General features: G+C 70.7%; 5 protein-coding genes. 2 read left to right on the top strand and 3 right to left on the bottom strand.

Annotated features, from left to right (window positions below):
• Positions 1–527 precede the first annotated feature (527 nt).
• On the bottom strand, positions 528–1,445 hold the full coding sequence (locus DEJ33_RS15620) for a Bax inhibitor-1/YccA family protein (protein ID WP_111078732.1): 918 nt from the start codon (positions 1,443–1,445) through the stop codon (positions 528–530).
• Between the two features lie 297 nt (positions 1,446–1,742).
• Here DEJ33_RS15620 and DEJ33_RS15615 point away from each other — a divergent pair, with 297 nt between their 5' ends.
• Together DEJ33_RS15615 and DEJ33_RS15610 are read left to right on the top strand one after the other, a co-directional pair.
• Complete coding sequence (locus DEJ33_RS15615) at positions 1,743–2,765, top strand: glycerophosphodiester phosphodiesterase family protein (RefSeq protein WP_111078731.1); 1,023 nt, start codon at positions 1,743–1,745, stop codon at positions 2,763–2,765.
• 36 nt (positions 2,766–2,801) lie between these two features.
• Positions 2,802–5,267: an ATP-dependent helicase gene (locus DEJ33_RS15610; RefSeq protein WP_111195479.1), complete on the top strand. Its 2,466-nt coding sequence runs from the start codon at positions 2,802–2,804 to the stop codon at positions 5,265–5,267.
• 7 nt (positions 5,268–5,274) lie between these two features.
• On the opposite strand, the gene DEJ33_RS15605 is transcribed toward DEJ33_RS15610, so the two are convergent.
• Complete coding sequence (locus tag DEJ33_RS15605) at positions 5,275–5,778, bottom strand: GNAT family N-acetyltransferase (protein ID WP_111195478.1); 504 nt, start codon at positions 5,776–5,778, stop codon at positions 5,275–5,277.
• Positions 5,779–5,833: 55 nt separating this feature from the next.
• Complete coding sequence (locus DEJ33_RS15600; protein ID WP_111195477.1) at positions 5,834–6,469, bottom strand: pyridoxal 5'-phosphate synthase; 636 nt, start codon at positions 6,467–6,469, stop codon at positions 5,834–5,836.
• Positions 6,470–6,476 lie beyond the last annotated feature (7 nt).

The following is a 6,476-nucleotide window of genomic DNA, read 5'->3' as shown; positions in this document are numbered from 1 at the left end:
AGACAGGCCCAGCCCGCCCGGCCGCCGAGGTCGCACGTTCTGCCGTCGCCCGCCCAGCCCGGCCGCCGAGGTCGCACGTTCTGCCGTCGGGCCGGCTCGCTGACGGCAGTTCCCGCGACCCCGGCGGACCGGCTGCGGCATGTCGTGCGATCTGGCGGCGGACGGGGCTGGCGTGCGGGGGATGCTGCCGGCGCTCTCGGGGTCGCACGATCTGCCGCTCGGGCGGGTGGACGGCGGCGGGTTGAGCGACCTCGGCGAACCGGCTGCGGCGTGTTGCGCGACGTCGGCGGGCAGACGTGCCGGACGGGAGGCGCGGGCCGGGCCCGCCTGCCGCGCCCGGCCCGTTCCGCCGAGCGGTCACACGTCGTCGTTCTGGCGGGTAGTGAGCGACGATCCGTGACCGCTCGGCGGAGGTGAGCGGGGTGTCGTGACCAGTCGGGCGCCCGCCGCCGCCCGCGCCCGCCGCCCGCCCGGGAACGACGACGGGCCCCGGCAGAAGCCGGGGCCCGTCGTGTCGAACAGGAACGCTAGTTGCGGGAGCTGCTCGCGACGATCGCCAGGATGCGCAGGATCTCGAGGTAGAGCCAGACCAGCGTGACGATGAGGCCGAAGGCGGCCGTCCATGCGTAGACGCGCGGAGCGCCGCGCTCGACACCGGTCTTGATCTGGTCGAAGTCGAGGATCAGCGAGTACGCCGCCATCAGCACCACGAAGATGCCGATCAGGACACCGAGCGGGATGCCGAACAGCGAGACGCCGAGGAGCCCGAACGCGCTCTGGGTCACACCGGTGAACATGAGCACGATGTTGACGAGCGAGAACGCCATGTAGCCGACCATCGCGACCAGGAAGAACCGGGTCAGCTTGGGGGTGGCACGGACCTTGCCGGACGAGAACAGCAGCAGCGTGACGGCGAAGACACCGAGGGTGCCGAACACCGCCTGCGTGACGATGCCGTCCCACATCGTGTTGTACATCCCCGAGATGCCACCGACGAAGAGGCCCTCGAAGAAGGCGTACGCCAGCACGAGTGCCGGCGACGGCTTCTTCTTGAAGGTGTTCACCAGGGCGAGGACGAACCCGACGATCGCGCCGACGATCCAGACCACGGGCGGCAGGTTCCAGCCGGCGACCGCGCCGACGAGGAGCACGCCGAACGCCAGGAGCGTCTTGACGATGGTGTCCTCGTACGACATGCGCCCGGTGTCGACCTTGTCGGCCGAGGGGCGGTCGTACATGTCCCGGAGCTGGTCGGGCGACATGCCGGGCTGCTGCGGTGCCTGTCCCCAGCCGGTCTGGCCGTACGGGGCCTGCGGGTAGCCGCCCTGCTGCGGGTACCCCTGCTGCGGGTAGGCGCCCTGCGGTGCGTTCGAGCCGGCGCCCCATGCGTTCCGGCCCGCGTCGTTGAAGGCGGGGGACTGGTCGAAACCGGGCTTGAAGGCCATGGTGTCCTCTGATTTCCTCTGGTGTGGAGTCGTGGATCCGGTACCCGGGTGGCATCGGTTCGTGGGCTCGTGACGGAGTGCGGCGGTGCCGTTCCTTCGTGTCCTCACAGCCTACGGGCCGTGGGGCCTCGATGGCTGAGGATCCGCGGGAAGCGGAACCGGCATCCGTGCTCCTGCGCTGGAGCCTATTGACGGTCTCTGGCGGTCCACCGTGGGACCTCCGCACGCTCGCTGAACGTCCGCGGGACCTCGGTCCCGAGGGCCCGGCGTTCACCCGCGCTCCGTATCGTCGCCTGCATGCAGCCGCTCGTCATCGCCCACCGTGGAGCCTCCGGGTACCGTCCCGAGCACTCCCGCAGCGCCTACGAGCTCGCGATCGAGCTCGGCGCGGACGCCATCGAGCCGGACCTCGTGCCGACGAAGGACGGTGTCCTGGTCCTCCGGCACGAGAACGAGGTCTCCGGGACGACCGACGTCGCCGACCGACCGGAGTTCCGTGACCGCCGCACCACGAAGACGATCGACGGGCACCGGTTCACCGGCTGGTTCACCGAGGACTTCACCTGGGACGAGCTGCGCACCCTGCGGACCCGTGAGCGCCTGCCGGAGTTGCGCCGGGCCTCCCGGCAGCACGATGGCGAGGACACGGTCCTGCGGTTGGAGGACCTGCTCGCGATCCTGGACGCCGCACCGCGGCGGGTCGCGCTCGTCGCCGAGGTGAAGCACGCCAGCGCGTTCGCCGCGGCCGGGTTCCCGATGGCGTCGCTCCTCGACGGCGTCCTGGGTACCGCGGGCTGGCGCGGCGACGACCGGCTGACGGTCGAGTCGTTCGAGAAGGGCGTCCTCCGGCAGGTCGCCGAACAGGGCACCGGTGCGCGGCTGGTGTACCTCCAGGAGGCCCGTGGTGCGGCCGCTGACGAGGTCGCCGACGCCGGTCCCGCCGCCACCACCTACGCCGACGAGCGGACCGACGCCGCGCTCGCGCGGCTCGCGGCCGAGTTCGACGGCATCAGCGTCGACCTGCCGACGCTGATGGCGGGCGTCGACACCCGGGCGGTCGACGATCCCGGCCCGGTGCGGAGCGACGTGGTCGAGCGGGCACACGCGGCCGGCCTCGCCATCTACACGTGGACCCTGCGGCCGGAGAACCGGTTCCTGCCCGCTGCCCTCCGTCGTGGCGGCGAGCTGGCGGCGCTCGGGGACTGGGAACGGTGGTTCACGTCGGTCCTCCGCACGGGCGTCGACGGGGTCTTCGCGGACCACGCCGACCTGGCCGTCCGGGCCCGATCGCTCGTCGCGGAACCCTCCGACCGGGCCTGATCGGACGTCGGGGGTCGCGCCTAGACTGTCTCGGACATGACGATCGTGCTCGACCCCTCCGACCCGACGCCCGGCCGCACCGACGGCGCGGGTGCGCGTGACCGTGCCTACGAGGACCCGTTCACCGCGGGCCTGAACCCCCAGCAGAAGGAAGCCGTCGAGTACCGCGGCGAGTCCCTGCTCATCGTGGCCGGTGCCGGCTCGGGCAAGACGAGCGTGCTCACCCGTCGCATCGCGCTGCTCCTGGCGAACCGGGAAGCCTGGCCGTCCCAGATCCTGGCGATCACGTTCACCAACAAGGCCGCGGCCGAGATGCGCGAGCGGGTGCAGGCCCTGGTCGGCCAGGCCGCCGAGGGCATGTGGATCTCGACGTTCCACTCCGCGTGCGTCCGGATCCTCCGGCGTGAAGCCGAACGGTTCGGGTTCCCGCAGTCGTTCACGATCTACGACTCCGCGGACTCCCGGGCGTTGCTCAAGCGGATCATCAAGGACCTCGAGGCGGACACCCTCGGGCTGACGGTCGGGGCCGCGGCGGCGAAGATCTCGAAGCTCAAGAACGAGCTGCAGGACATCGACACCTACGCCCGCAACATCAACGCGAGCGACCCGCAGGAGGTCATGTTCACCGAGGTGTTCCGTCGGTACACGAACGAGCTGCGGCGGGCGAACGCGTTCGACTTCGACGACCTCATCGGCCAGACGGTGTTCCTGTTCCGGGCGTTCCCGGAGGTGGCCGCGCTGTACCAGCGTCGCTTCCGTTTCATCCTGGTCGACGAGTACCAGGACACCAACCACGCGCAGTACTCGTTGATCCGGGAACTCACCCGGCCGGTCCCGGTCGAGCAGGTCGACCGTCTCGAGGACCAGGGGCAGCACGTCGCCCGGATGCGGGAGACCGACGGATCGATCGCCGGCGCCTCGCTGACGGTCGTCGGTGACTCCGACCAGTCCATCTACGCGTTCCGCGGGGCGGACATCCGCAACATCGTCGAGTTCGAGCGCGACTTCCCGAACTCGAAGGTGATCCTGCTCGAGCAGAACTACCGATCGACGCAGAACATCCTCGACGCCGCGAACGCCGTCATCTCCAACAACTTCGACCGGCAGGCGAAGAGCCTGTTCACCGACGTCGGCGCCGGCGAGAAGATCGTCGGCTTCACCGGGTACACCGGCCACGACGAAGCCCAGTTCGTCGCGGACGAGATCCAGCGCCTGCACGAGGACGGCATGGACTACCGCGACATGGCGGTGTTCTACCGGACGAACTCGCAGACCCGTGCGCTGGAGGAGATCTTCATCCGGGCGGCGATCCCGTACCGGGTGCTCGGCGGCACGAAGTTCTACGAGCGCGCCGAGATCAAGGACGCCATGTCCTACCTGATCACGGTCGCGAACCCGGCCGATCCGCTGTCGCTCCGCCGCATCCTCAACGTGCCGAAGCGCGGCATCGGCGCCGTCACCGAGACGACCCTGCAGCGGTACGCCGACGAGCACGAGGTCTCGATGCGCGAAGCCCTGCGGCACGCCGACGAGCTCGGCTTCGGTCCCAAGGTCCGGACCGCCATCACCTCGTTCGCGGTGCTGCTCGACGACGTGTCCGCGAAGGCCGCGGACCAGCCCGTCGTGGACACCCTGACGCAGCTGCTCGACGGGTCCGGTCTGCTCGAACAGCTCCGGAAGTCGCCGGACGCGCAGGACGCGGCCCGTGCGGACAACATCGACGAGCTCGTGGCCGTGACGCGGGAGTTCCAGAAGAACAACCCCGAGGGCACGCTGTCCGACTTCCTCACCGAGGTCTCGCTGGTGGCCGCAGCCGACGAGCTCGACGACTCCTCCGGCACGGTGTCACTGATGACGCTGCACACCGCGAAGGGCCTGGAGTACGACGCGGTGTTCCTGACCGGCGTCGAAGAAGACCTGCTGCCGCACCGGATGTCCGCGAACGAGCCCGGTGGCCCGTCGGAGGAGCGCCGTCTGTTCTACGTCGGCATCACCCGCGCGAAGAAGGTCCTGTTCCTGTCGCTCGCCATGACCCGGGCGCAGTTCGGCGACGTCAACGTGGCGATGCCCTCGCGCTTCCTGCAGGAGATCCCCGAGGGGCTCATCGAGTGGAAGCAGTCACCGGGCATGGCGAACAGTCGTGGTGGCACGCAGCCCCGCGCGATCAACGCCAAGCGTGACGGCGGGTTCGGCGGTTCGGGCGGTGGCGCCGGTGGCGGCTACCGCGGCGGGGGCGGCTGGGGCAGCGGTTCCTACGACCGTGCTGCTGCTGCCGCGAAGACCCGTCCGAAGACCGAGTGGGCGAACCGGGTGTCCGGGCAGGTCCGGGACAACGGGGACATGGAACTCGCTGCCGGTGACCGGATCTCGCACGTCGACTTCGGGCAGGGGACCGTCTCGGCGGTGACCGGTCAGGGTGCGAAGCGGATCGCCGAGATCGCCTTCGACACCGCGGGGCGGAAGAAGCTCCTCATCAAGATCGCGCCGATCGAGAAGCTCTAGCCCGACGTCAGCGGACCATGCGCGCCGCGACGAGTGCGTTGTCGCCGAGGTGCTCGGTCTTCGTCGCGCCGTCTCGGCGGAACCCGTTGCGGGCGTAGAACGCCTGCGCACGAGGGTTGTCGTCCGCGACCCAGAGGAACGCCGGCGCGTCCGAGAGCACCGCGTCGAGGAGCATCTGGCCGGCCCCGGACCCGTACGCGGAGGCCAGGACGTAGATGCCGGTGAGCTCGACGTCCCGGACGGAGTGTTCGTCACGCCCCGGCCCGGCGGTCGCCCAGCCGATGACGACGCCGTCGAGCTCGGCGACGGCGACACCGGTACCGGCCGCGCTCGCGCCGGCGATCGTGCGCCGCCATCGGTTGGTGCGGGCGACGGGGTCGAGCGATGACAGGAACGCGGCGGGCAGCAGGTGGGCGTACGCCTCGCGCCAGGCCTGGACATGCACGTCGGCGATGCCCGCGGCGTCCGCTTCCACCGCGGTCCGGACGGTGATGCGTGCTGCGGCCGACATGGTCCGACGCTACCGCAGCGTCGTCCCGAGCCCGGGGCGCGCACTGCCCGCTGCGCTACGGCTGCAGCCGCGTCGCGGTCCAGCTCTCGCCGGCGTGCACGTACTGCAGGCGGCGGTGCATCCGGTCGCGGCTGCCGTGCCAGAACTCGACGGTGTCGGGCTCCAGGCGCCACGCGTCCCACAGCGGCGGCCGCGGCACGTCGTCGTCGGACTCGGCGAGCAGCTCGTTGGCGTCGTCGATCAGGTCCTGCAGCGTCCGCGGTTCGAGCACCGCGGACTGGTCGGCGATCGCGGTGGCGGCGCGGGACTTCGGCGAGCGGTCGGCGAACAGGGCGTCGGACTCCTCGTCGGAGAGCTGCACCACGCGGCCCTCGAACCGGAGCTGCTGCATCGTCTCACGCCAGTACACCTGCAGGGCGGCGTGCGGGTTCTCAGTGAGCTGGCGGCCCTTCGGGCTCTCGGCGGAGGTACCGAACACCAGCCCGCGGTCCTCGATGCGCTTGACGTCGACGGTCCGGGCACTGACCCGGCCGTCGGCGCCGGCGGTCGCGAGCGTCATCGACATCGGCTCGGACACCTCATGCTCACCGGCCTGGTCGAGCCAGAGGCGCGCGAGGTCGAGCGGCGATGCGGGAGGCGCGTCGAACTCGGGCAGGTGCAGGGACTCGTCCCCGGACAGCGAAGCAGACATGCGCCCA

Source organism: Curtobacterium sp. MCPF17_047 (assembly GCF_003234045.1).
Lineage (GTDB): Bacteria > Actinomycetota > Actinomycetes > Actinomycetales > Microbacteriaceae > Curtobacterium.
The sequence above is the reverse complement of the archived record's forward strand: the minus strand, read 5'-3'. Positions and strand labels throughout refer to the sequence as shown.